Annotated in this window: 19 protein-coding genes; 10 read left to right on the top strand and 9 right to left on the bottom strand. The window is 64.8% G+C overall.

Going from position 1 to position 21,464, the window contains the following annotated elements:
• Positions 1 to 9 precede the first annotated feature (9 nt).
• The 5 genes from AC3WMR_RS15990 to AC3WMR_RS16010 all read left to right on the top strand — a co-directional run bounded on the left by AC3WMR_RS15990 (position 10) and on the right by AC3WMR_RS16010 (position 7,457).
• Positions 10 to 4,158 carry a hemagglutinin repeat-containing protein gene (locus tag AC3WMR_RS15990; protein WP_492264223.1) on the top strand — a complete coding sequence of 1,383 codons (4,149 nt, stop codon included), beginning with the start codon at positions 10 to 12 and terminating at the stop codon, positions 4,156 to 4,158.
• The gene (locus tag AC3WMR_RS15995; protein WP_492264222.1) at positions 4,155 to 4,607 is read left to right on the top strand and encodes a hypothetical protein; all 453 of its coding nucleotides are present in this window, start codon (positions 4,155 to 4,157) and stop codon (positions 4,605 to 4,607) included. Before AC3WMR_RS15990 ends, AC3WMR_RS15995 begins: the two co-directional genes overlap by 4 nt.
• Before the next feature lie 153 nt (positions 4,608 to 4,760).
• Positions 4,761 to 5,309 (top strand): hemagglutinin repeat-containing protein, encoded by a 549-nt coding sequence (locus tag AC3WMR_RS16000; protein ID WP_492264221.1) that lies wholly within the window; start codon positions 4,761 to 4,763, stop codon positions 5,307 to 5,309.
• Positions 5,260 to 7,113 (top strand): hypothetical protein, encoded by a 1,854-nt coding sequence (locus tag AC3WMR_RS16005; protein ID WP_492264220.1) that lies wholly within the window; start codon positions 5,260 to 5,262, stop codon positions 7,111 to 7,113. The genes AC3WMR_RS16000 and AC3WMR_RS16005 overlap by 50 nt, the downstream gene beginning before the upstream one ends.
• A complete protein-coding gene (locus tag AC3WMR_RS16010; RefSeq protein WP_492264219.1) occupies positions 7,110 to 7,457 on the top strand; it encodes an Imm8 family immunity protein in 348 nt (115 codons plus the stop codon). Before AC3WMR_RS16005 ends, AC3WMR_RS16010 begins: the two co-directional genes overlap by 4 nt.
• Positions 7,458 to 7,538: 81 nt before the next feature.
• Here AC3WMR_RS16010 and AC3WMR_RS16015 read toward each other — a convergent pair whose 3' ends face one another.
• Positions 7,539 to 8,012 (bottom strand): Lrp/AsnC family transcriptional regulator, encoded by a 474-nt coding sequence (locus AC3WMR_RS16015; protein ID WP_492264218.1) that lies wholly within the window; start codon positions 8,010 to 8,012, stop codon positions 7,539 to 7,541.
• 138 nt (positions 8,013 to 8,150) lie between these two features.
• Between AC3WMR_RS16015 and kynU the strand changes: the two genes are divergently transcribed.
• Both kynU and AC3WMR_RS16025 read left to right on the top strand, forming a co-directional pair.
• Entirely contained in the window at positions 8,151 to 9,401 is a 1,251-nt protein-coding gene (kynU, locus tag AC3WMR_RS16020; protein WP_492264217.1) for a kynureninase, read from the top strand.
• A gap of 62 nt (positions 9,402 to 9,463) precedes the next feature.
• Positions 9,464 to 10,870, top strand: coding sequence for an amino acid permease (locus tag AC3WMR_RS16025; protein WP_175191140.1), 1,407 nt, complete (start codon positions 9,464 to 9,466; stop codon positions 10,868 to 10,870).
• A gap of 16 nt (positions 10,871 to 10,886) precedes the next feature.
• On the opposite strand, the gene AC3WMR_RS16030 is transcribed toward AC3WMR_RS16025, so the two are convergent.
• The gene (locus AC3WMR_RS16030; protein WP_492264216.1) at positions 10,887 to 11,855 is read right to left on the bottom strand and encodes a LysR family transcriptional regulator; all 969 of its coding nucleotides are present in this window, start codon (positions 11,853 to 11,855) and stop codon (positions 10,887 to 10,889) included.
• A gap of 101 nt (positions 11,856 to 11,956) precedes the next feature.
• Here AC3WMR_RS16030 and AC3WMR_RS16035 point away from each other — a divergent pair, with 101 nt between their 5' ends.
• Complete coding sequence (locus AC3WMR_RS16035; RefSeq protein ID WP_492264215.1) at positions 11,957 to 13,099, top strand: threonine synthase; 1,143 nt, start codon at positions 11,957 to 11,959, stop codon at positions 13,097 to 13,099.
• Here AC3WMR_RS16035 and AC3WMR_RS16040 read toward each other — a convergent pair.
• Entirely contained in the window at positions 13,094 to 14,023 is a 930-nt protein-coding gene (locus AC3WMR_RS16040; RefSeq protein WP_492264214.1) for a LysR family transcriptional regulator, read from the bottom strand. The two genes, AC3WMR_RS16035 and AC3WMR_RS16040, sit on opposite strands and share 6 nt — an antisense overlap.
• Positions 14,024 to 14,144: 121 nt before the next feature.
• On the opposite strand from AC3WMR_RS16040, the gene AC3WMR_RS16045 reads away from it, so the two are divergent.
• Complete coding sequence (locus tag AC3WMR_RS16045; RefSeq protein WP_492264213.1) at positions 14,145 to 15,455, top strand: SLC13 family permease; 1,311 nt, start codon at positions 14,145 to 14,147, stop codon at positions 15,453 to 15,455.
• Here AC3WMR_RS16045 and AC3WMR_RS16050 read toward each other — a convergent pair.
• The 4 genes from AC3WMR_RS16050 to AC3WMR_RS16065 form a co-directional block, all read right to left on the bottom strand.
• Positions 15,427 to 15,849 carry a VOC family protein gene (locus AC3WMR_RS16050; protein ID WP_025139316.1) on the bottom strand — a complete coding sequence of 141 codons (423 nt, stop codon included), beginning with the start codon at positions 15,847 to 15,849 and terminating at the stop codon, positions 15,427 to 15,429. The genes AC3WMR_RS16045 and AC3WMR_RS16050 overlap by 29 nt on opposite strands.
• Before the next feature lie 87 nt (positions 15,850 to 15,936).
• Positions 15,937 to 16,629 (bottom strand): helix-turn-helix transcriptional regulator, encoded by a 693-nt coding sequence (locus AC3WMR_RS16055; RefSeq protein WP_492264212.1) that lies wholly within the window; start codon positions 16,627 to 16,629, stop codon positions 15,937 to 15,939.
• Between the two features lie 157 nt (positions 16,630 to 16,786).
• Entirely contained in the window at positions 16,787 to 17,746 is a 960-nt protein-coding gene (locus AC3WMR_RS16060) for an alpha/beta hydrolase (RefSeq protein ID WP_492281577.1), read from the bottom strand.
• Complete coding sequence (locus AC3WMR_RS16065) at positions 17,746 to 18,744, bottom strand: tripartite tricarboxylate transporter substrate binding protein (protein WP_492264210.1); 999 nt, start codon at positions 18,742 to 18,744, stop codon at positions 17,746 to 17,748. Before AC3WMR_RS16065 ends, AC3WMR_RS16060 begins: the two co-directional genes overlap by 1 nt.
• Positions 18,745 to 18,901: 157 nt before the next feature.
• Here AC3WMR_RS16065 and AC3WMR_RS16070 point away from each other — a divergent pair, with 157 nt between their 5' ends.
• Entirely contained in the window at positions 18,902 to 19,843 is a 942-nt protein-coding gene (locus AC3WMR_RS16070; RefSeq protein WP_492264209.1) for a LysR family transcriptional regulator, read from the top strand.
• Between the two features lie 87 nt (positions 19,844 to 19,930).
• Here AC3WMR_RS16070 and AC3WMR_RS16075 read toward each other — a convergent pair whose 3' ends face one another.
• Together AC3WMR_RS16075 and AC3WMR_RS16080 are read right to left on the bottom strand one after the other, a co-directional pair.
• Positions 19,931 to 20,794, bottom strand: a complete 864-nt coding sequence (locus AC3WMR_RS16075) for a hypothetical protein (RefSeq protein ID WP_492264208.1) — start codon at positions 20,792 to 20,794, stop codon at positions 19,931 to 19,933.
• Between the two features lie 157 nt (positions 20,795 to 20,951).
• On the bottom strand, positions 20,952 to 21,419 hold the full coding sequence (locus AC3WMR_RS16080) for a CopD family protein (protein WP_492264207.1): 468 nt from the start codon (positions 21,417 to 21,419) through the stop codon (positions 20,952 to 20,954).
• Positions 21,420 to 21,464 lie beyond the last annotated feature (45 nt).

The following is a 21,464-nucleotide window of genomic DNA, read 5'->3' on the forward strand; positions in this document are numbered from 1 at the left end:
GCTCGCATCGTGGGCAGCGACGTCGTTGCCGGCAAGGCGGCGGGCGACGTGACCGGCAGGACAGGCAACATCGACATCCAAGCCGAGAACGTCGCCATTCTGGCCGGACGCGATACGGAAAGGACGCACAGCGACTACGCCAACAAGCAAAGCAGCTTTGGCGTGAAGATCGTGGGTACGCCCGTGGACACTTTTAAGAACCTGTCCAACGCCGGTTCGGCAAAAGCCAAGGTCCAGGAATTGGCCCACAGCGGGGCCACCACGCCTGGCGTAACCCTTAACTTCAGCAGCAGCAAGCGTAGCGGCTCGCAAGATACCTACAGCCAGGTCAGCAGCGGCTCGGACCTGAGCGCCGCGGGCGACATCCTGATCCGCGCCACCGGCAGCGGTGCCAAGGATGCTTCCGGCCGCGCGATGGATGGCGACATTGCCCTGGTCGGCTCCAACCTGCGCGCCCAGGGCGGCGTGGTGCTGGATGCCAAGCGCGACATCGCCGTTGTCGGCGCGCAGAACCAATACCGCCAATCCAGCAAGAACGACAGCAAGAGCACCAGCTTCTCGTTTGGCAGCATCAGCCTGGGTGATATGGGCCGTGCCATCGACGGCGGTCCGAACGCGAGCGGTGTCAAGACGTTCCCCTACGGCAGCCAGATCGCAAATTCGCGCGACCTGGCCTCGGGCAGCTGGCAGACGGCATCGCTGATCACCGGCAACACGGTCTATATGAATAGCCGCGATGGCGATATCCGTATCGCCGGATCGGCCATCGACGCCGTCAAGAACGTGGGGCTGTCCGCCAGCCAGGGGTCGATTTCCATCGACACCGGCACGGCTACCCGCGATCACACCAGCAGTCACAGCAGCAAAAGTATCGGTGACCTGAGCGGTGAAGTCGGCGGCGACGCGGTGGGTATACGCAAGACCCGCGGCGGTTTGACGGAGAGCAGCAAGACGACCAGCGGCGCAGGCAGCACCATCGTCAGCCGCCAGGGCGACGTGTCCATCATCGCCAAGGAAGACCTGCTGATTCGCGGCAGCGACATCCGTGCCGGCCGCGATGTGCTGTTGGGCGGTCAGGCGGTCACCATCGACGGCAGCTTCGACACGTCGGCCTTCCGGGATTTCCAGAAGCGCAGCCAGATCGCGGTCACGACCAGCGTCAACAGCCCGGTCATCAAGGCGGTGGAGACCATCGACCGCATGCGCCATGCGGCACAGGACACCAACAACGGCAGAATCCAGGCGGTCGCGGCGGTCGCCGCTGGCCTGGCTGCCAAGAACCTCTACGACTCGGTGGCGACGAATCCCGCGCAGATGGGAGGCATCAGCGTCAACGTCGACGTGGGCGCCAGCAGCGCCAGCCAGACCCGCAGCGGACAGCGCAGCACCGCCATCGGTTCGGCCGTCTCGGCAGGCCGGGACCTGGCCATCATCGCCACGGGGAACGGCGCTCAGTCCAACATCACGGTGTCGGGCTCGAACCTGACTGCGGGTCGCAATGTGCTGCTGAACGCAGAGGGCGACATCCTGCTCACCGCGCAGCAAAACACCTCCAGCCAGAAGCGCGAGGGCAAGAGCAGCAATGCCAGCATCGGCGTGGGCTTTGCGGTGGGCGGCAGTCAGAATGGCTTTGCCATCAACGTCGGCGCTGGCGGCAGCACCAGCAAGAGCAACGGCCAGGACAGCACCTGGAACAACACCCATGTGGTGGCGGGGGACAAGCTCACCCTCAGTTCGGGTGGCGATACCGTGCTGCGCGGCGCGCAGGCCAGCGCGGCGCAAATCGTTGCCACCGTCGGCGGCAATCTCATCATCGAAAGCCTGCAAGACATCAGCAACTATGCGGCGCGCGACCGCAGCGGCGGCGTGCAGGTCAGCCTGTGCATTCCACCGCTTTGCTACGGGGCAAGCAGCGTCAGCGGCAACTATGGCCAGACCAAGATCAACAGCCAATACGCCAGCGTGACCGAGCAAACGGGTATGTGGGCCGGCGATGGCGGCTTCCAGTTGAACGTAGGCAAGAACACGGGGTTGATTGGCGGTGTGATTGCCAGCAGTGACAAGGCTGTGACTGACGGCAAGAACGTGCTGATCACCGGCACCCTGACTAGTCGAGACATCGAGAACCGCGCTAGTTACGAGGGTCAGTCCTTACAACTGGGCGGGGGCTTCAACTTCGGTGGCGGGGGTTCGGGCGGCAAGGACGGCGGCAAAGATGGCGCCAAGGGCGGCGGTGCCGGCAGTGGCAATAGCGCCATCGGCACCGACAACCAAGGCAACGTCGCCGGCGGCAGCAAAGCCACGCCGGGTTCCACGCTGCCCAGTTTCGACGGCGTGAGCGCCAATGTGCCGATTGCGATGGGGGCGAGTGGCGAGGCCAGCTCCACTACGAAGAGCGCTATCAGCGGCGGCACCATCGTCATTCGGGACGAGGCGGGCCAAAAGGCGCTGACGGGCCAGACCGCCGCGGAAGCGATTGCGGCGTTGAACCGGGATACCAAGGACACGTTGAACGCGCTGGATCGGATCTTTGACGAGAAGGAGATCCGGGCGGGGTTTGAGGTGACGAAGGCCTTGGCGCAGGAAACTGGGACGTTCTTGGCGAATCGGGCGGCGGAGGCGGATGCGCTGAAGGAAGCGATGCGCACCGAGAACGATCCGGCTAGATACGCAGACCTGGAACGGCAGTTTAAGGCTGCAAAAGAATGGCTACCCGGTGGGACCTATCGCCAATTTGCCAACGCCGTTTTGGCTGGACTCGGCAGCAATGTGACCGGCGCTGCTACAGGCATCGCGCAAAACGCTTTGGTCAACTATCTGCAACAGCAAGGCGCTGCGCAGGTCGGTAAGTGGGTGAGCGAAGGCCTCGTGCGAAATGGCTCACCCGAACATGCCGCATTGCAGGCGATCGTGGGTTGCGCAGGCGCAGCCGCGAGCGGCCAGAGTTGTGGCGCGGGAGCGACGGGCGGCGCCGCTGCGATCCTCGTGAACGCATTGCTGGATAGGACTAGTGGGAATACCAACGCCGAGAAAGAGGCACGTCGCAATCTTGTCGCGTCGCTCATTGCCGGCGCAGCGGCAGTTGCAGGTGCAGATGGCATCGCGACGATCACGAATGCGGCGATTGCTGAGCTGGACAACAACACGCTGAATCTGGCGCACGATCAGGATCTCATCGGCCGGCTGTCGCAGATCGACAAGTTGGATTCGAAGCAGCAAGACGATTTGATGCAGCAGATCAAAGCCGCGCACGCCGCGGGTACGCAGGCAGCGTTGGATCAGATGAAGAGTATCTTCGGTCCCGGCGAGTTGCAGGAAACGCGGGACCAGTTGGAGTCGATGCTTGGCAGTGGATCGGCATGTGGGCAGGTGCCTGCTTGCGCGTTCCAGCTGACGAAGTCAATTAAAGAACTCGACGGCCTGCTGGCTCAGTACAAGACGCAAAGCGAATTGACGCCCAAGGTTGATGCGGCGCTGATGGTTTTCGACATCGCTACGAGCGGCATCCTGGGCGTAATTCGAAATTCGGCGATTGACATAATTCGCCTGAGTGCTACGCGTGCAGCGGGTGGATCATTGGAAATGACGGTCGCCAAGATGGCCTATACGGATGGCGCATCTTGGACGGTCCGCAACGGGGAGGTGCTGCTGGCCGAGGGCAATACGGTCATAGCGAGGCAGAATCCTATTACAGGAAAATATGAGACGGTTTTTGCTTCTCCCGCGCGACCGACGGTTATTCCTCCCCCTGCTGAATTCATCCCACCGGGGATGGACAGGCCGTTCCGTCCTATCAATCCGAGCTTTCCGCCTGAGGCAACGGTGGTTGATGCGATGAATAGCCCTCTACTTCGGGAAATGATCAATAGGTGTGGACAGGTTGATTGCTCTGACATAGCTGCAAAATTGCTAGAGAGCGCAGGCGGTAAAGGGATAATTCTGGAAGTGCGCCCCAAAAATCCCGGCAATCTAAACGTTTACGAAAATAGTATTTTCCAAAAGAATTATACGTATCACCAAATTTATACTGATGGTAGATACGTTTATGATCCAAGGTTGTCTAGTTCTCCCATTCCGAAGGGGGATTGGGAAATGCACATTAAAGGAATTAACCCTGATGGTGTGTACATTTCTTCAAAGCTAAAGGGGCTGGAATGAATTTAAAAATAATCGAAGACAGAGAAGGTGCTTTGCTAAACATCATTGATAAGCTGGAGCCTTTGGCCTGGCGGACCTATAAGCAGAGATATCCGCAAGTATGGGTGCGTGATCATGCTGAAGTTCAGGATCATTCAATTTTTCCGCCCTATGTATCTTTCAGATTCGTCAATGAAAATATTTCCGCAGTGGGTGCATTGAAAGACGCATTATCTAGCTATAAGGGGAAGCTGCGGTGGTCTATGGAATCTTATAAAAGGATTGCGATGCCCGGAGTAAATTGGTCTATTACTCCGGAGGAAGTAATTTTGATGGATAGAAAGCTAAATGATAGTTCCGTAGAAATATATGATTATTTTTCGAAAAATTATCCGTTATTTGGGCCAATAGCTTATGATGACTTAGGTGAATTGACCGAGCACGTTGAGAGGAAATTGTTTGGTATATAGTAAAGAAATAAAATGGCGAAATAAAAAATAACGAACCCCGGTGTCAGACTACGTTTTCGGCGAGCGCCTCTGGAAACGGTTGTCTGAATTGAGGTTTTTAGTCCGACACTGAGGATTCAAGAACCCCGCGCGGACGGAGGCGTCAACGTCGACGTGGGCGCTAGCAGTTCCAGCCAGACCCGCAGCGGACAAAGCAGCACCGCCAGCGGCTCAGCTATCTCGGCGGGTCGGGACCTGGCCATTATCGCTACGGGCAACGGCGCCCAGTCCAACATCACGGTGTCGGGCTCGAACCTGACTGCGGGTCGCAATGTGCTGCTGAACGCGCAGGGCGACATCCTGCTCACCGCGCAGCAAAACAAGTCCAGCCAGAAGAGCGACGGCAAGAGCAGCAACGCCAGCATTGGCGTGGGCTTAGCGCTGGGTGGCAGCCAGAATGGCTTTGCCATCAACGTCGGGGCTGGCGGCAGCTCCAGCAAGGGGAGCGGCCAGGACAGCACCTGGAACAACACCCATGTGGTGGCGGGTGACACGCTCACCCTCAGTTCGGGTGGCGATACCGTGCTGCGCGGCGCGCAGGCCAGCGCGGCGCAAATCGTCGCCACCGTCGGCGGCAACCTCATCATCGAAAGCCTGCAAGATATCAGCAACTATGCGGCGCGCGACCGCAGCGGCGGCGTGCAGGTCAGCCTGTGCATTTGACGGCAAGAACGTGCTGATCACCGGGACCCTGACCAGCCAGGACATCGAGAACCGCGCCAGTTATGACGGGCAGTCCATGCAGCTTGGCGGAGGCTTCAACTTCGGTGGTGGCGCCGCTGGCGGAAAGGCCGGTGGCAAAGATGGTGTGAAAGGCGGCGGCAGCGGCGGTAGTCAAAGCGCCATCGGCACCGACAACCAAGGCAACGTCGCCGGCGGCAGCAAAGCCACGCCGGGTTCCACGCTGCCCAGTTTCGACGGCGTGAGCGCCAATGTGCCGATTGCGATGGGGGCGAGTGGCGAGGCCAGCTCCACTACGAAGAGCGCCATCAGCGGCGGCACCCTCGTCATTCGGGACGAGGCGGGCCAAAAGGCGCTGACGGGCCAGACCGCGGCGGAAGCGATTGCGGCGTTGAACCGGGATACCAAGGACACGTTGAACGCGCTGGATCGGATCTTTGATGAGAAGGAGGTCCGGGCGGGGTTTGAGGTGGCCAAGACCTTGGCGCAGGAGACGGGGACGTTTCTGGCGAATCGGGCGGCGGAGGCGGATGCGCTGAAGCGTGCCATTGATGCGGCGCCTCCCGGGCCTTATCGCACCGAACTTGAAGGGCAGTATGCCCAGGTCCGCAATTGGGGAATGGGGGGCGAGTACCGTCAGCTTTTGACCGCATTTGTGGCGGCAGCGGGCGGCAACGTAACGGGAGGAGTGGGGCAGCTTGTCCAAGCCGCGGGCGTCAACTATTTGCAAAGTCTCGGCGCAGCACAGATCAAGGAGATCTCCGCCAGCCTGGGCGGCGAAGGTTCGCCGGCGCATATCGCACTCCAGGCTGTATTGGCTTGTGGCGGCGCTGCGGGGCAAGGAGCAAGTTGCAGTGCTGGAGCAATTGGCGCATCCGCGAGCATCGTGATCAGTGGCTTGCTGGACAAGCTTCAAGGCGAAGCCTCTGGAGGCTTGACGCCCGAGGACAGGGAGGCTCGCGCGAACCTTTTGAGCACGATATTGGCTGGTATATCGAGTGCATTGTCGTCTGAGCAGGTTGCGAGTCTTGTCTCCGCTGGGCGGATAGAAGTAGAGAACAACACCTTAAAAGATTACACAAAGGTCAGCACCCCATTATTTGCTGAAAAGGTCAAGGGGTTGGCAGAGTGCATTGGTGACCGGTCTTGCCAGACTGCGGCAGAGCACTTCTTGGGGTGGATCAAGGTCATTGATGAGCAAGACCTGCCTGCATGCCAAGGTGATGTGACATGTGTCAAGAACAGAGCCCTTGAGCGTGAAGCCTACTTGCAAGGCTATGCCTCCGCGACGGCGCGGTTGAGTGACCCGTTGATCGCGGGCATGGATTTGCTGGATGCGACTCCAGGTGCGGAGGCTTTTGATCGATTTAAGCTGAAAGACGCGTTAGTGCGGTTTCGGAATGGGACGCCCGATTACACGAGCAAGGCGGACCAGTTCGTGGCCAACACGATGTCTTCGTCGCTTGTGGTTATTGCCGCTCAGGATCCAAGGCTGGCCGCTGCAGTGAGGGGTAGTGGGAGCAGCAATCCGAATTTCTCTGTGGGCGAAGGGACGTATGTGGAAGCGGAGCGTCTAGGAAAAATATGGGTCGGTGATGGTGCTCAACCATTGAAGGGTATTCCGGGTGGATATATAAGCGCTGATGGGGCTAGGGTATATCGACCGCCGACGGCCAAGCCAAACACTCCTATTGAATACAATCCAACAGGGATTCAGGCGAATTTTCAGCTCCGGGATCCCAGAACTGGTGCATTCTTATCAAATGGGCATTTGATTGTAAAATGAAAAAACTAATCCTAAAGCACGTTGGGTTCGGTAACGAAAGCCTGGACGTTTTTATTCCAGAAAATCCAAATAGCTTTTGTTTGTGGCTGGATCTGTCAATAGGATATTCGGATGAGGACGGAGGGAATTTTTTTCAAGTGGGCGTTTGCACCCCGGTTTGGTTGGCGCATCAGGTATCCATTCGGCAAATAATTGCACCACGGCATCTGTTAATTGTTGAGAAATTCTGTTTTGATGTCATCAGGAATAAAGTAGAGGAAATAATAAGTCAATCCACTCGAGATAGTGGAGCCGATAGTATGAGGGCGCTATGTAGGTACTTCTCGTGGGAATTTGATATTTAAATTAAAAGACAAGATGTCGCACTACGTCTTTGGCCTGAAGAGGTCGCTTTGAAAACGTAGTCTGATGCAACCTGGCCCCAACTACCGCCATCCCCCGAGCGGCAGCATGCCGCCGCGGTTCTTCACCTTGCGCATGACCAGATGCGAACACAGGTCGCGCACGCCGGCGATCTTGCTGAGCTTTTCCTCGACGAACTGCGAGAACGCCGCCAGGTTGCGGGTGCGCACCGTCAGGATGTAGTTTGACGCGCCGGTGACGATGCTGGCTTCGGTGATTTCGTCATACAGGGCGATGCCCGCCAGGAATTGCTCGTGCCAGCCGGGGCGGGACTGGTCCAGCGATACGTGGACGATGGCTTCCAGTTCGAAACCCAGTTTGTCGGCGTCGAGCACGGCGCGGTAGCCGCGGACGAAGCCGCCTTCTTCCAGGGCGCGCACCCGCCGCAGGCAGGCCGACGGCGACAGGGCCACCTGCTCGGCCAGGTCCTGGTTGCTGAGCTGGCTGTTCTCTTGCAGGCGGTACAGAATGCGCTGGTCGATGGCGTCTAGTTGCACGGTGCAATCCAATTCGAAAAAAAGGTCCAGGACGCAATTTAATGCGAAATCCTAGGGTAAGCCACGCCTGATTTTGCAACTCTTCGGCTCGTCGGCGCTGCTAGTATGTTCGCAGCATAATGCCCGAAGGAGCTTTGAATGCATACCCGCGAAGCCTGCGTTGCCGCAGACCGCCAGGACCCCCTTGCGCCGCTCAAGGCGCGTTTCGACCTGCCGCCCGGCGTGCTCTATATGGATGGCAATTCGCTGGGCGTGATGCCCCGCGCCGCCGCCGCCCGCGCCGCCGACGTGATCACCCAGGAATGGGGCACGGGCCTGATCCGCAGCTGGAACACCGCCGGCTGGTTCGAACTGCCGTCGCGCCTGGGCGACAAGCTGGCCGGTCTGCTGGGCGCCCGCGAAGGCGAACTGGTGATCACCGACACCACCTCGCTGAACATCTTCAAGGCCCTGGCCGCCAGCCTGCGCATCCAGCAGAAGCAGCAGCCCAAGCGCCGCGTGATCCTGTCGGAACGCGACAACTTTCCGACCGACCTGTACATGATCCAGGGCATGATCGACCTGCTGCAGCAGGGCTACGAAATGCGCCTGATCGACGACGAACTGCCGCTGGACCAGGCGCTGGACGATTCCGTGGCGGTGGTGCTGCTGTCGCACGTGAACTACCGCAGCGGCCAGATGCACGACATGGCCGCCGTCACGCGCACCGCCCACGAGCGCGGCGCGCTGGTCATCTGGGACCTGGCTCACGCGGCTGGCGCGGTGCCGGTGGACCTGAACGGCTCGGGCGCCGACTACGCCGTGGGCTGCACCTATAAGTACTTGAACGGCGGCCCCGGCGCGCCGGCCTTCATCTGGGTGGCGCCGCGCCACATCCAGGACTTTTGGCAGCCGCTGTCCGGCTGGTGGGGGCACCAGCGGCCCTTCGACATGACGGTGGCCTACGAGCCCGCGGGCGGCATCCGCCGCTACCTGTGCGGCACGCAGCCCATCGTGTCGCTGGCCATGGTCGAATGCGGCCTGGACGTGGCGCGCGAGGCCGACATGGCCGAGGTGCGCAAGAAATCGCTGGCGCTGGGCGACCTGTTCATCGCGCTGGTCGAGGAACGCTGCGCCGGCCATCCCCTGACGCTGGTGACGCCGCGCAACCATGCCGATCGCGGCAGCCACGTCAGCCTGCGCCATCCCAACGGCTACGAGGTCATGCAGGCGTTGATCGCGCGCGGCCTGATCGGCGACTACCGCGAACCCGAAGTGCTGCGCTTTGGCCTGACGCCGCTGTACTTCGGCTACGCCGACGTGTGGGACGCGGTCGAGATCCTTAAAGACGTGCTGGACAGCCGCGCCTGGGACAAGCCCGAATTCAAGCAGCGTTCCGCCGTGACCTGATACGCGGCGCGCAAGACCGGCAATCACCGCATCCATCAAGAGAGTGCAGTACCGGAGGAGACATGGGACAACAACAAGGGTTCGGGAAAATCACCGAACGGGAACAGGGGCTCAAGCGGCGCCTGACATCGGGCCAGATGAGCATGATCGCGATCGGGGGGGCCATCGGTACGGGCCTGTTCCTGGGCAGCAAGTTCGCGATCGGCTTTGCCGGCCCCAGCGTGATCATCAGCTACGCCATCGGCGGGCTGATCACGCTGCTGCTGATGGGCTGCCTGGCCGAGATGACGGTGGCGCATTCCACGTCGGGCTCGTTCGGCGCCTACGCCGAGCACTACATTGGGCCGCTGGCGGGCTTTCTGGTGCGCTATGCGTACTGGTCGTGCGTGGTGCTGGCAGTGGGCACGGAAGTCACGGCGGTGGCCGAGTACATGAAGTACTGGTTCCCCGGCGTGCCGGGGTGGCAGTGGGTGTGCCTGTTCTCGGCGGCGCTGATCTTCATCAACGCCATGAGCGTGAAGGCCTTCGGCACCATCGAATACTGGTTCTCCACCATCAAGATCAGCGCCATCGTGGCGTTCATCATCCTGGGCGCCTATGTGGTCTGGGGCAATCCGCAGTTCGGCACGGCGCAGTACACCGCGCACGGCGGCTTCTTTCCCAATGGCGTGTGGGGCATGTGGATCGCGGTGGTCATTTCCATTTTCAGCTACCTGAGCGTGGAGATGATCGCGGTGGCGGCGGGTGAAGCCGAAGACCCCGAGCGTGCGGTGAAAAAGGCCTTTCGCGCCACCATCGTGCGCCTGGTGATCTTCTACCTGCTGACGCTGGCACTGATCCTGGCCATCGTGCCATGGGACCAGGCCGGCAAGGGCGGCAGCCCGTTCGTGACGGTGATGCAGGCGGTGAACGTGCCGTACGCGGCGGGCGTCATCAACTTCATCGTGCTGGTGGCGGCGTTGTCGGCCATGAACAGCCAGCTGTACATCACCACCCGCATGATGTTCAGCCTGTCGCGGGCCGGCCATGCGCCCGCGGCGATGGGCAAGCTGACGCGCAGCGGCACGCCGTTGAACGCTTTGCTGCTGTCCACCAGCGGCATCGCGATTGCCACCGTGCTGAACGTGCTGTACCCCGAAAGTTCGTTCACGCTGATGATGGCGATTTCGATGTTCGGCGCGCTGTTCACCTGGATGATGATTTTCGTCACGCACTATTTCTTTCGCCGCCGCTGGGCGCGCGAAGGCGGTGCGGCGCTGTCGTTCCGGATGCCGGGCTTTCCGCTGTTGACGCTGTTGGGGGCGGGCGCGATGCTGGCGATTCTGCTGACCACCTATTTCACGGGGGTGTTCAAGATGACGTTGGTGTTCGGCGTGCCGTTCCTGCTGGCGCTGGCGGCGCTGTATCACCTGCTGTTCAGGAAGTCTGCGCAAGCGCTGGTGCTGAAGGCGCGTGAACAGCGCCCCTGACATGGCTTCGTAGTGTTCAGGCCGGTCGGCGCTGCCCGGGGTTTCCTGGCGGCATCGACCGGCCTTGCTGCTTCGGGGCCTGGAGGTCTTCGGCGCACTCGCGGATGGCGGCCAGCATGGCGCGGGCCCGCGCCGGCAGGGTGCGCGACGCGTACACGGCATGCATCTGCGGCGACGCGCCTTGCGCCGACGTGGCGGTGTACCCCGGGCAGACCTGCACCAGGGTGCCGCGGGCGATCTCGGGGGCGGCGGCCCAGTCCGCCAGCCGCGCGATGCCCACGCCTTGCAGCGCCAGCGCCATCAGGCCGCTGCCGGTGCTGACGCGCACCGCAGGGTTGGCATGCATGCGCACGATGCGCTTGTCGCGGCGCAGGTGCCAGTCCTTCAGCACGCGGGGACCGGTGTGCATGATGAGCCGGTGGCGGACCAGTTCTTCCGGTTCGCGCGGCAAGCCCATGCGGGCGACGTAATCGGGGCTGGCGCACAGCAGCCGCGCGTAGGGCCAGAGCCGCGCGCCCAGCAGGTCGCTGGACGCCGGAAAGCCGCCGCGAATGGCGAAGTCCAGTCCTTCGGCGATGGGGTCGACCGATTTATCGGTATAGGTGATGTCCACGGTGACGCCGGGGTAGTCGGCGGCATAGCGGCGCAACACGGCCGGCAGCAGGGTCACGCCCAGCAGGTCCGGCGCCGAGAATCGCAGCCGGCCCTGCGCGCCCAATTGCGTGTCGCGCAGCGCCTCGCGCGCTTGCGCTTCCCGCCCCAGCAGGTCGCGGGCCGACTGGAAGTAGCTTTCGCCCTGCGGTGTCAGCACCACGCTGCTCTTGCTGCGCAACAGCAGCTGCACGCCCACCTGGCGTTCCAGCGCCTGCACCGCGCGGGTCACGGCGCTGGGCGACGCGCCCAGCGCGCGCGCCGCCAGCACGAAGCTCTGGCGTTCGGCGACGGTGCAGAACACCTGGTATTCCCATAGCGCGCCTCGTTCCATGGCGATTCTCCATTGCGTTTATCGCAACATGATATTGCAACGTGGCGTCGGTCTGCGGACTTAGACTGCGTGCATCGCCATTCCGTCTTGCAGTGATTGCCATGTCCGATCCCCATTCTTTCGACCCCCATTATTTCGACCCCGTCACCGGCGCGCGCCACGCGCTGGACGAAGCGCGCTGGTGTTCCGATGCCCGCACACCGCTCATGATCTCGCCGCTGCCCGGCATCTCGCGCGACGATATCGACCGCAGCCAGCGGTCGCTGTGGCGCTACCGCGCCGCCTTGCCGCGCGACGTGGCGCAGCCGGTGTCCCTGGGTGAAGGTTGCACGCCGATGGTCGAGCGCGCCTGGGGCGGCCTGCGCCCGCACTTCAAGCTGGAATGGTTCAACCCCACGTGCAGCTTCAAGGACCGGGGGGCCGCCGTGATGTTGTCGTGGCTGCGCCAGATTGGCGTGCAGGCCATCGCCGAAGACAGCTCGGGCAATGGCGGCGCGGCCATTGCCGCCTTCGGCGCGGCCGCGCAGATGGGCGTCACGATCTTCGCGCCGGCCTATACGTCCAGCGCCAAGGTCGCGCAGATTCGCGCCTTTGGCGCCGACGTGCGGCTGGTGGAAGGCCCGCGTGAGAATGCCGAGACCGAGGCGATCCGCGCGTCCGCCGAGATTTTCTACGCCAGCCACAACTGGCAGCCGTTCTTCCTGCAGGGCACCAAGTCGATCGCCTACGAAATGTGGGAAGACTTCGGCTTCGAGGCGCCGGACAACATCGTGATCCCGGCCGGAGCGGGCAGCAATGTGCTGGGCTGCGCCATCGGCTTTGCCGAGCTGCTGGCGGCCGGCCAGATCCGCCGCCTGCCGCGCCTGTTCGTGACGCAGCCGCTGCATTGTTCGCCGGTGGACGCCAGCTTTCAGGCGGGGGTGGATACGCCGGTGGCGCGCGAGGTGTTGCCCACGGTGGCCGAAGGCACGTCCATCAAGCGGCCGGTGCGCCTGCGCGAGGTGTTGCAGGCCATTCGCGCGAGTGGCGGCCAGACCGTGGCGGTGCCGGAAGCCGACATCATCGGCGCGGTGCGCAAGCTGGCGGCTATGGGGCTGTATGCCGAACCCACCAGCGCCACGGCTGCGGCCGCGCTGGACCTGCTGGCCGCGCGCGGTGCGATCAGCCAGGCAGAGCGCACCGTGGTGCTGCTGACCGGCACCGGCGTGAAGGCCACGCAATTCATGACCGATCTGTATTCATGAGGGCTCGGCATCCGGCGCCGGCATGAAGGGCGCTGCGCCGGTGTCCGCCAGCAGGTGATCCAGCAAGCGCCGGGCGCGCGCATTGAGCGCCTGGCGCGATTGCACGCACACCAGCAGTTCGCGCGAGGCCCAGGCATCGGACAGCGCTACCGGCACCACCTTGAGCAGCCGCCGCATGCTGTGCGCGGTGGTCTCGGGCACGATGCCCACGCCGACGCCGGCTTCGACCAGCCGGCACATGGCGTCGAAGCTGCGCAACTGCACCCGCAGCTTGATGGGCTTGCCGGCCACCAGCGCCTGGCGCGCCAGGAAGCGCTGCAGAGCGCTGCTGCGGTCCAGCCCGATGAAGTCTTCGTCCAGCACGTCGCGAAACGCGATTTCGTCCACGCCGGCCAACGCGTGGGCGGCCGGCACGATCAGCACGAAGCGGTCGGAGCGATAGGCATAGGTTTCCAGCGCGCCGGTATCGACCGTGCCGGCGACGATGCCGATGTCGGCCGAGCCGTCGGCGATGCATTCGACGATTTCGTCGCTGAGCATTTCCTGCAGTTCGACGTTGATGCGCGGATGCGCCGCCAGGAAGCCGGAAAGCGCCTCGGGTAGAAACGCGGTCAGGGCGTTGGTGTTGGACAGCATGCGCACCGAGCCGCCGAATTCGCCGGAAAAGCCGGCCAGGTCGTCGCGCAGGCGGTCGGCCTGGGCCAGCATGACGCGGGCGTGCGCGGCCAGCTTCAGGCCGGCCGGGGTGGGAACGACGCCCTGGCGGCGCCGTTCGAGCAGCGGTGCGCCAAGCGAGGCTTCGAGATTGCGGATGCGGGCGCTGGCGGCGGCCAGCGCCAGGTTGGCGCGGGCGGCGCCGTGGGTGATGCTGCCGGCCTGCACCACGTGCAGGAACAGCGCCAGGTCGGTCAGGTCGAAACGCATGGTCGGGGTCTGTGCGGCGAGCCTACGCGGCACGTTGAGGCAGCCTCTGCGAATCGCGCATTTCCAGCGGCGGACAGGGTCCGTACACTGCGCCGATCCGTGTTACCGCCGTAGGTTGCCCATGCATCTTGTCGCCTCCAATTTTCCGATTCTACCCGCGCTGCTCACGGCCATCACGATCGCGCTGTGGGCCTTTTCGCGCCTGCCGGAATACCTGACCGCGCTGCTGTTCTTCAGCGCCGCGACGATTCTGGCGGTGGTGCCGCGCGAGGTGGTGTTCTCGGGGTTTGCGTCGGCGGCGTTCTGGCTGGTGCTGAGCGGCTACGTGCTGGGCCTGGCGCTGAAGAACACGGGCCTGGCCGACCGCCTGGCCGGCGCCTTGTCGCAGCGCCTGTCGGGGTCGTATCCGGTGGTGGTGGCGGGCGTGGTGCTGCTGACGTACCTGCTGGCCTTCATCATGCCGTCGAACATGGGCCGCATCGCCTTGCTGATGCCGATTGTGTTGGCCTTTGCTGACCAGATCGGCCTGGCGCCGGGCAGCCGGGGCCGCATCGGGCTGGCGCTGGCGGTGGGCTTCGGCACGTTTCAGCTGTCGACCTCGATCCTGCCGGCCAACGTGCCGAACCTGGTGATGGCGGGCAGCATCGAGACCAGCTATGGCCTGCAACTGGGGTATTTGCCCTATCTGTGGTTGCACGCGCCGGTGCTCGGCGTGCTGAAAGGCGCGGTGCTGGTGGCCTGTATTGCGGGGTTGTTCCGCGATACGCCGCAGCCGGCCGCGCCGGCACCCGCGCCGCTGCCGCTGTCTGCGGCCGAAAAACGCCTGGCTGTGCTGTTGGGGCTGACCCTGCTGGGCTGGGTGACGGACGGCTGGCATGGCGTGTCGCCGGCCTGGGTGGGCCTGGCGTCCGCCTGCGTGTGCCTCTTGCCCAAGGTGGGATTCGTCAGCGGCGAGCAGTTCGGCAAGGAAGTGAATTTTCGCACCGCCATCTACGTGGCGGGCATCCTGGGCCTGGCCGCAATGGTGGCCGACAGCGGCCTGGGCGGCATCATCGGGCGGGCGTTGCTGGCGTGGCTGCCGCTGTCGCCCGAGGCGCCGATGCAGAGTTTCTTTTCGTTGGTCGGCTTGTCGGCCGCGTTGAATTTCGTGGTGACGGCCAACGGCGTGCCGGCCCTGTACACGCCGCTGGCCGAGACGCTGGCGCAGGCGTCGGGCTTGCCGTTGATGACGGTGTTGATGGCGCAGGTGGTGGGCTATGCCACGATCGTCATGCCATACCAGGCCTCGCCCATCGTGGTGGCGATGGGCATGGGCCAGGTACCGGCGCGCAGCGGCCTGGCGCTCTGCCTGGCGACGGCGCTGGTGTCGTTCGTGCTGCTGGTGCCGCTGGATTACCTGTGGTTCAGGCTCCTGGGAATGCTGGGATCGTGATGAGTTCGGCCTCGGCCGCAGCGGGTTCGGGGGCCGGCGCGAACACCCGCAGGCGGTGGCCGTCGGGGTCCAGCGCGACGAAGGTGCGGCCGAAGTCCATGTCGGTGGGCGCTTGCAGGATGGGCAGGCCGCGCAGGCTCCAGTCGATGTGGCGTTGGTTCAGGGCGTCGGCGTCGGGCACGGTGAAGGCCAGTTCGGTGCAGCCGCCGCGTCCGGCTGCGGCCGGTTCCACGGTGTGGCGCGACCACAGGCCCAGCATCAGGCCGGAATCCAGGGCAAACAGGGCAAAGGTGGGCGAGCTTTCGACGGGCGGGCGGTTCAGCAGCGCACTGTAGAACGCGGCGCTGGCCGAGGGCTTGTCGACGTAGAAAATGACGAAATTCTTGGCGGACATGATGCGCTCCTGGGTGAATGAGCGCTCATCTTAGAAAGGCATGCTGTCAGATTTTGTCAGTAGTGTTTTGGGCGATGTCGCACCGGCTCAGCAGCCGTCGCGTTTGACGGCATTGATGGCGCGCCATTCCTTGAGCAAGGCGTGGCGGCGGCGCGGGTAGCGTTCCCCGGATGCCAGCGTGGCGATGCGGTCGGTGCGGAAATGGCGATAGTCCTGGCGCAGTTCGCACCAGGCCATGACGATGCGCACGCTGTCGAAAAAGCCCAGCGCGAAGGGCCAGATCACGCGTTCGGAATCGGCCCCCTTGTCGTCGCGGTAGGTGATGGCAATCTTCTGTTCGCCGCGGATCGCCTGGCGGATGAGCGCCAGGTCGACCTTGTCGACCACGGCCCAGGTGCTGGGCCCGACCAGCAGCGGAATGGCGTCCAGTTCGTCGCGCAGTTCCTGCGGCAGCACCGCACTGATCTTGGCCAGCGCGTTGGCGGCCGCCTGCCCCAGGCGCGGGTCCGAGCGGTCGGCCACCCAGCGGGTGCCCAGCACCAGGGCCTCGATTTCCTCGGTGCTGAACATCAGCGGCGGCAGCATGAAGCCGGGGCGCAGCACGTAGCCCACGCCAGGTTCACCCTCGATCTCGGCGCCCTGGGCCTGTAGCGTGGCGATGTCGCGGTACAGCGTGCGCAGGCTGATGCCCAGGTCGGCCGCCAAGCGATGGCCGCTGACGGGCAGGCGGTGGCAGCGCAGGGTTTGCAGCAGATCCAGAAGGCGTTCGGCGCGGGACATGGGGGGAAGGCGGGGCTTGAGGCGGGATGGCTGCAATGCTGCCACGAATTGGCAGTGGCAGGAAGCGCCGCGCAAGGCAGTCCCGGCCGACGTCGCCGCGGCGGCCGGCCAGGCATCCCCCGGCCTGCCGCGCGGTACTGCGTTCAATGCGCCGGGATTACGCCGTCTGCCCGATCAGCCAGTCGTGCACCCGCTCGGCGATATCGAGGCTGTTGCGGTCCATCATCAGCATGTGCGAATTGCCGTGGATGGCCAGCTCCGGCAGCGTCAGCAGCGTGACGCTGGGGTGGCGGGCGGCGAATGCCTGGGCCCGCTGGCGCATGCGCGGCCAGCGCGGGTCGGTGTCCATGTGGTCGCCCATCACGATGAGGGTGGGCGTGTCGTAGATGGCGTCGGGTTCCAGGTCGGGAATGCTGGCCGGTTCCAGCGCCACCAGCGCCCGCACGCCGGCCGGGCGGGCATGCGCGGCGCGGATGCCGAACACGCCAGCCTGCGAATGGCACACCACCACGGCCGGGCCGATGCGGTCCAGGAAGGCCAGGTAGGCGCGCAGGATGGCCGCGTCGGTGTGGACCCAGCGCGGCACCATCTGCGCGGCCAGCTGGCCGAACGATTCCAGCGGAAATTGCGTGTCGGGGTAGGCGCTGCCGGGGCCGGGCCGGGTGCCCGGGCGGCCGATGCGAAAGCGGGTGTAGCAGTCTTCCTGCGCCTGCACCACGGGCGCTTCCGGCCAGACGTGCGGCGCGGCGCCGGCGCGGCCGCGTTCGACGGCGTCGCACAGGTAGGCGTCCCAGCCGCGCCGCAGGAAATAATGCAGCCAGCCCTGGCGGCCATCGGGCGTGGTTTCCCAGGCGGCGCCGGTCATGCCGCCGCCGTGCCAGAAGGCCACGGGCGGGCGGCCGCTGGCCGGCTCGGCCAGGAAGTACTGGGCGTACATCTGCTCGACCCGGTAGGTGCCGTTGGGGTCCAGCGGTACGGGTTGGCCGCCTTCGGCCATGACCAGCTCGCGCCGCGGCAGGCCGGCCAGCGTGACGTCACGGCCGCCGATGTGGAAGGCGCCCATGTCGCGCAGGCGGATGGGGGAGAGGGCCGGCGCGGCGGCCGCGACTTGCGCCATCATTCCGCCTTGATGTGATTGGCCTGGATGACGCCTTGCCATTTCACGGTTTCGGCGGCGACGAAGCGGGCAAGGTCCGCGCGCGTGCCCGGGGCCGTTTCCACGCCCAGTTCACGCATCTTGGCGGCCACCTCGGGCGACTTCAGCGCCTGGTCGAAGGCATCGTGCAGCGTGTCCAGCACCTGCACGGGCGTGCCCGCCGGGGCCATCACGCCGAACCAGGGCGTGATCAGGAAATCGGGCACGCCGGCTTCGGCAAAGGTCGGCACGTCGGGGATGGCCGGCGCGCGCGTGGCGCTGGCCACGGCCAGGGCGCGCAGCTTGCCGGCGCGGATGTTGGCCAGCGACGCGGGCAGGTTGTCGAAGTACATGTCCACCTGTCCGCCCAGCAGGTCGGCTGCGACCTGGCCAGCGCCCTTGTAGGGGATGTGGGCCAGGTCGATGCCGGCGCGCAGCTTGAGCAGTTCGGTGGCCAGGTGGGCCGACCCGCCGATGCCGGACGAGGCCGAGTTCAGCTTGCCGGGGTTGGCGCGGGCGTAGGCCAGCAACGCCGGCAGCGTGTCGGCCGGCACCTTGGGGTTGACCACCAGCACGCTGGGCACGGTGCCGATCATGGCGACGGGCGCGAAGTCCTTGACGATGTCGTAGGGTGCCGGCTGGTACAGCGACGGCGCCACGGTGCAGCCGAAGGCGCACATCAGCAGCGTCTGGCCGTCGGGCGCGGCGCGGGCCACGGCCTGCGCGCCGATGTTGCCGCCGGCGCCGGCGCGGTTTTCCACGATCAGGGGCTGCCCCAGTCGCCTGGCGATGCTGTCGCCCATGAGGCGGGCCAGGATGTCGGGCGTGCCCCCGGCGGGAAACGGCACCACCAGCGTGATGGGGCGGCTGGGGAAGTCGGCGGCGCGGGCGGCCAGCGGCAGGGCGGCGGCCAGCGCCAGCACGGCGCTGCCGGCCCAGCGGGCCAGGGCCGGCAGGCGGCGGAAAGAGTGGGGGGCCATGGGTGTCTCCGTAGCGGGGCGGCCGGGTCGAAACGCCCGGTCCGAGGCGGACTGTAGCCAAGGCCGCGCCGCTTGCCCAATGCCGGCGGCGCAAGCACGCCATATCGAAATCGATATGGGTATTTCAAGGCATTCATTTACGGCATAGCATGGCAGCATGACCGACGCCGCTCCCTTGCCCTACCTGCGCAGGCTCGACATGAACCTGCTGCTGACCTTCGACGTGTTGATGCGCACGCGCAGCGCCACGGCCAGTTCGGCCTTGCTGCACAAGACGCAGCCGGCCATCAGCCGCGACCTGGCGCGCCTGCGCCTGCGGCTGGAAGACCCGTTGCTGGTGGTGGTGAAGGGCCGCTTCATTCCGACCGAGCGGGCGCTGGAATTGCACGCGGCGGTGCACGATGCGCTGGCGCAGATCGAGACGGCCTTGCGTCCGCCGGAAGCCTTCGACCCGGCACGGGCCGAGGGCGTGGTCAATATCGGCACCGGCGCACACAGCGAAATCCTGTTGGCCGCGCCGCTGATCGAACGGTTGCACCGCGCCGCGCCCGGCGTGACCCTGCGCTTTCAGTCGCTGCACGGCGACTTCGCGCCCGACGACCTGGACACCGAGCGCCTGCACATCGCCATCGGCCTGTTCGGCAAGATGCCGGCGCGGTTTCATCGGGATGCGCTGCATACCGATCGCCGCGTCTGCGTGCTGTCGGCGCGGCATCCGTGGGCGGATCGGGGCGCCTTGACGCTGGCCGACCTGGGTGCGATCAAGTGGTTCGCCTTCGAGCAGATGTACGGCCGCGAGACCACCTTCGACCGCTTGCTGAAACCGGGCGCCGGCCGCATGGCGTTTTCGGCCTACCTGTCGGGCTTTGGGGTGGCGCCGTACGTGCTGGTGGATACCGATTACGCCACCACCATGCCGGCCAGCGTGGCGCGGGTGCATTGCCGCCACTTTCCGCTGGCAATGCTGGAGATGCCGGCGCGGCTGCGCAAGATGGAACTGGCGATGGTGTGGGCGCGGCGCCAGCACACCTCGCCCTTGCAGGCGTGGCTGCGCGGGCAGGTGCGCGAGGTGCTGCGCGAGCGCTTGGCCGAGGGCTGAGCCGCCGCCGGCGGGGCGGGATACGTACCTGCGCCCCGCGCCTTGGGCAAGCTGCCGCAGCCCCGTTGCAGGGCTGCGGCGACTGACTTAGCGGCTGACGGCCTTGCCCGTGGCCACGTCGGTAACGGTGCCGTCTTCCAGGCTGATGCGGTAGATTTCGCGCGTGACGTTGCCGGCAAAACCCAGTTCAACGATGGACACGTCCTTGAAGGTCGTTTCGATGCCGTCGGGCAGCACGGCGTTGAACTTGTCCGATTCCTGCTTCATGGCGTTGGCGAGGCGCTCGTCGTAGATCGCCATGCTGTAGACCAGCGTGTTGTGCGGGTTGTGGGCGCGCACTTCCTTGCCGTCCTTGACCACATTCACGCCGCTCACGCCCAGGGTCTTGACCAGATCGCGGCCGGCGTCGGCCATCTTGGCGTAGACCGGGCCGGTCACACGCGGCAGGGGGCCGTCACGCAGCGGCGCCAGGGCGGCGGTGGCGGTGGTGTTGTAGGCCATCATGGCCTCATAGCCCGCGCCGCTCTTGACCACGCCCAGGTCCAGCCACCACGGATGGCCCGCGCCCTTGGCGGCTTCGGTCGGGTAGAAGTTCTTGAGCGTGATGGCCAGCGGGGCCGGCGGCTTGGGCAGGGCCTTGAGCATGCGCTGCGGCGTGGCCGGGTCAGCGTTGTGGATGTGCACCACCGTCACGTGCGGGATGTTGGGCGTTTCGGCCTCGGCCGGGAGGCCCAGCGCCACCAGGTCGGGGCGCAGCGCGCTGTAGACCTTGGCGTCCAGCACGGCATTCACTTCCTTGGGCAGGCGGTACACCAGGCCGTAGGTGGTCTTGTGTTCGCGAAAACCGGGCTGCTCCAGTGCGCTGTTGTCGATGGGCGCGGCGGCGAAGGCGGCGCAGAAGGTAGCGGTGGACAGGCCCAGGGTGGCCAGTTGCAAGACGCGTTTGATCATCGGTTTTCCTTTTATGTTGTAAGACCCGCGAGAGTCCGGCCCAGTGTGGCCACGCCGGATGTACAGCGTATTGCACCAAACCGAAGAATTCCGATAGCCAACCGAGTTGGCCCGATAGGTGGGCCGACTTCGTCTGCTATTTACCTGGCCCGAAGCCTCAGGCCAGGAACACCGCCGCCACGATCAGCAGCCCCAGCACCAGGTTCACCCCCACCCAGCGGCGGATGCCCGCCATGGCCTGGCCGCCCGCCGGCCACGTCGAGGCCGCCACCGCCGTGCGCAGCCGCGGATACAGCACCGCGCGGATATAGGCGTAGATCGCCGTCATCACCAGTCCGCCCGCGGCCATCAGCGTCCAGCTGCGCGGCATGAAGAACGTGCCGCCGGTCTGCGTGGCCTGGCTGGCCTCCTGGCCGATCATCATCGCTCCGGTCGCCAGGATCAGCACGATCGCGGCCAGCACGGCGTTCAGGAACGGGCCCAGCACCGCGGCCATCAGGCGCAGCCGCTGCGGCGGCTCAAGCTGCGCGGCCGCCGGCCGCAGGAAACAGTGGGCGAACAGCATGCCGCCCACCCACAGGATGACGGCGAGCAGGTGCACGAGTTTCAGAACGCTGTAGAGCATGGGGAAGGGCCTGGAAAGGGGGGCGCCGCGCAAGCCGCGGACGAA

This window comes from Achromobacter sp. FW305-C-28, assembly GCF_058783235.1.

Excerpts from the sequence above, each read along its gene's own strand:
- AC3WMR_RS15995 (WP_492264222.1), top strand. The coding sequence starts at position 4,155 with ATGAATTTAAAAATAATCGAAGACAGAGAAGGTGCTTTGCTAAACATC.
- AC3WMR_RS16005 (WP_492264220.1), top strand. The coding sequence starts at position 5,260 with ATGCGGCGCGCGACCGCAGCGGCGGCGTGCAGGTCAGCCTGTGCATTT.
- AC3WMR_RS16010 (WP_492264219.1), top strand. The coding sequence starts at position 7,110 with ATGAAAAAACTAATCCTAAAGCACGTTGGGTTCGGTAACGAAAGCCTG.
- kynU (WP_492264217.1), top strand. The coding sequence starts at position 8,151 with ATGCATACCCGCGAAGCCTGCGTTGCCGCAGACCGCCAGGACCCCCTT.
- AC3WMR_RS16025 (WP_175191140.1), top strand. The coding sequence starts at position 9,464 with ATGGGACAACAACAAGGGTTCGGGAAAATCACCGAACGGGAACAGGGG.
- AC3WMR_RS16030 (WP_492264216.1), bottom strand. The coding sequence starts at position 11,855 with ATGGAACGAGGCGCGCTATGGGAATACCAGGTGTTCTGCACCGTCGCC.
- AC3WMR_RS16035 (WP_492264215.1), top strand. The coding sequence starts at position 11,957 with ATGTCCGATCCCCATTCTTTCGACCCCCATTATTTCGACCCCGTCACC.
- AC3WMR_RS16040 (WP_492264214.1), bottom strand. The coding sequence starts at position 14,023 with ATGCGTTTCGACCTGACCGACCTGGCGCTGTTCCTGCACGTGGTGCAG.
- AC3WMR_RS16045 (WP_492264213.1), top strand. The coding sequence starts at position 14,145 with ATGCATCTTGTCGCCTCCAATTTTCCGATTCTACCCGCGCTGCTCACG.
- AC3WMR_RS16050 (WP_025139316.1), bottom strand. The coding sequence starts at position 15,849 with ATGTCCGCCAAGAATTTCGTCATTTTCTACGTCGACAAGCCCTCGGCC.
- AC3WMR_RS16055 (WP_492264212.1), bottom strand. The coding sequence starts at position 16,629 with ATGTCCCGCGCCGAACGCCTTCTGGATCTGCTGCAAACCCTGCGCTGC.
- AC3WMR_RS16060 (WP_492281577.1), bottom strand. The coding sequence starts at position 17,746 with ATGGCGCAAGTCGCGGCCGCCGCGCCGGCCCTCTCCCCCATCCGCCTG.
- AC3WMR_RS16065 (WP_492264210.1), bottom strand. The coding sequence starts at position 18,744 with ATGGCCCCCCACTCTTTCCGCCGCCTGCCGGCCCTGGCCCGCTGGGCC.
- AC3WMR_RS16070 (WP_492264209.1), top strand. The coding sequence starts at position 18,902 with ATGACCGACGCCGCTCCCTTGCCCTACCTGCGCAGGCTCGACATGAAC.
- AC3WMR_RS16075 (WP_492264208.1), bottom strand. The coding sequence starts at position 20,794 with ATGATCAAACGCGTCTTGCAACTGGCCACCCTGGGCCTGTCCACCGCT.
- AC3WMR_RS16080 (WP_492264207.1), bottom strand. The coding sequence starts at position 21,419 with ATGCTCTACAGCGTTCTGAAACTCGTGCACCTGCTCGCCGTCATCCTG.